Here is a 1,763-nt window from a genome sequence, read left to right as displayed (position 1 = left end):
GGTTGCCGCCTGCCATTGTGTAGAGAGTGCCGTCCAAGCCAAACGTCATCCCCTGCGCCAGCAAGCCCGTGTGGCCGACGAGATTCGCTTCGCCCGTGCGGATATTGATCGTATAAAGGCTGCCTTGATCAGAGCTTGGCATCGGGGAGCTGTGAATGCCATAAAGTGTTCCGTTCGGGCTGAAGGCGAGGCCGTCCATCGTGCCGACTGGCGAGCTGCCGATCAGCGCCGTCGCGCCACTCACAGTGTCGAAGGTTTCGAGCACGCCAATGCTACCACTTTGAAAAAGGACAGCCGTTTGCGCACTGGGAATTGCCAGCAGTGTCCCAATAGCCACCATCAACAGCAACCGGCTAGCGTTCATAGGAACCTCTTGGTGTCACAGCGCGTGTCAGAACCACTCGCCATCACGGCGATTACGGTCACGGCATGCTCAGCCGGCGATTGTACTGTTTGTGCTCGGCAATTCAACTACCTTGGTGGCATTTCGCCCGCAAGGTGCATTTTATAAATGGTGCGCTCCGACACCTTGAGCAACTTGGCGACTTCATGAGAGTCGACCAACAGACCGCGGTCCGTCGGCGGCTTCTGGCCAGCAAATATCGCCTGTCGTGAGGCTTCTGTCGGCGTCATCTTCGCCCGTCCAGCGATGACGCTGTCTACGACCGTGGCAGCGTCTCGATCAAGCCGTTGAATGATTTGCCGGATCAAACGGGATAAGTCGTCGATCGTGTCCGCGTCTATTGAGAGTCCCAGCTTTAATTGGATTGGTGGCATGTTGATTGCTCCTTGTAAGTGCAAACGCGATTAGAAATCGATCCCATCCATCAATCTCAAATTATTAGAGAAATGCGCCATAACATTTTGAGAAGTCTTAGCCTTTGGCGCGCTGAGCAAGTTTCGACGTTTTGCTGCCTGGTTTTTCAACACATGTGGGCCACTCGCACTGCGAATGGGCCCGGTTTGTTTTTCCCTTTCCCCATACGACCGCCCGGTCGTGGGGCGGTCCCAACTGCTCTTGGAGGTCGCCCTATGATCGCAGAGTCCGTACGTCCCAAAACCGCACCCGGAAAACGAGCCCGTGGCAAGGCGAGGTTCCCGGTCACCACAGGTTGCGAATGGCACGGTCATTTCCTTTCACTGCTCCCCAGTATTCGCAGCCATGCAGCGGTCCGCTTTCGCCATCTATTGCCCGAATTGCGCGAGGAATTGGTCCAGGAAACCATTGCCCGCGCGTTCGTTGACTATGCTGAGCTTGTCGAGCGCGGCAAACAGCATCGGGCGTTTGCTACGCCGTTATCCCGTTTCGCCGTCTCCCAGGTGCGCCGCGGGCGGCGTGTGGGCAGCCGGATGAACCGCCGCGACGCGCTGTCGGATACTCGCCCCGAACGTACGCGTTGGTCGCTCGAATCGCTCGAATCGAAAGAGGTTCCCGGCGCCTGCCTGGAATCGCTTGCCGAGAATCGACGGTCGGATCCAGCCGACATCGCCGCCTCCCGGATCGACATCGCCCATTGGCTGGGCACACTCACCAAACGCAATCGTCGCATTGCCGAATCGCTGGCTTCTGGTGAGCGCACGAGTTGCGTCGCGAAAATGTTCGCCGTGACTGCTGGGCGCGTTGCCCAGTTGCGCAGAGAATTTGAAACGTCCTGGGTCGCGTTTCAATGGCAGGCTTACGAACGCTAACGATCTAATCGATCGGAAACCGATCGATCCGCGTGTCGACAGCAACCAAATAGCCCTGGCAAACGCCGCAAGTT

General features: G+C 57.6%; 3 protein-coding genes. 1 reads left to right on the top strand and 2 read right to left on the bottom strand.

From position 1 onward, the window contains the following. Together WD071_RS15980 and WD071_RS15975 are read right to left on the bottom strand one after the other, a co-directional pair. On the bottom strand, positions 1 to 364 hold a 364-nt coding region (locus tag WD071_RS15980; RefSeq protein ID WP_368049397.1), incomplete at its 3' end, for a hypothetical protein. A 107-nt stretch (positions 365 to 471) separates the two neighbouring features. Further along, complete coding sequence (locus WD071_RS15975) at positions 472 to 777, bottom strand: helix-turn-helix transcriptional regulator (RefSeq protein ID WP_368049396.1); 306 nt, start codon at positions 775 to 777, stop codon at positions 472 to 474. 255 nt (positions 778 to 1,032) lie between these two features. Here WD071_RS15975 and WD071_RS15970 point away from each other — a divergent pair, with 255 nt between their 5' ends. Continuing rightward, positions 1,033 to 1,689: a hypothetical protein gene (locus tag WD071_RS15970; protein ID WP_368049395.1), complete on the top strand. Its 657-nt coding sequence runs from the start codon at positions 1,033 to 1,035 to the stop codon at positions 1,687 to 1,689. Positions 1,690 to 1,763 lie beyond the last annotated feature (74 nt).

Source organism: Pseudohongiella sp., from assembly GCF_040877505.1.
Classification (GTDB): domain Bacteria; phylum Pseudomonadota; class Gammaproteobacteria; order Pseudomonadales; family Pseudohongiellaceae; genus Pseudohongiella.
The sequence above is the reverse complement of the archived record's forward strand: the minus strand, read 5'-3'. Positions and strand labels throughout refer to the sequence as shown.

What these genes read in the sequence shown, in the direction of transcription:
- WD071_RS15970 (WP_368049395.1), top strand. Translation starts at nt 1,033, where the DNA reads ATGATCGCAGAGTCCGTACGTCCCAAAACCGCACCCGGAAAACGAGCC.
- WD071_RS15975 (WP_368049396.1), bottom strand. Translation starts at nt 777, where the DNA reads ATGCCACCAATCCAATTAAAGCTGGGACTCTCAATAGACGCGGACACG.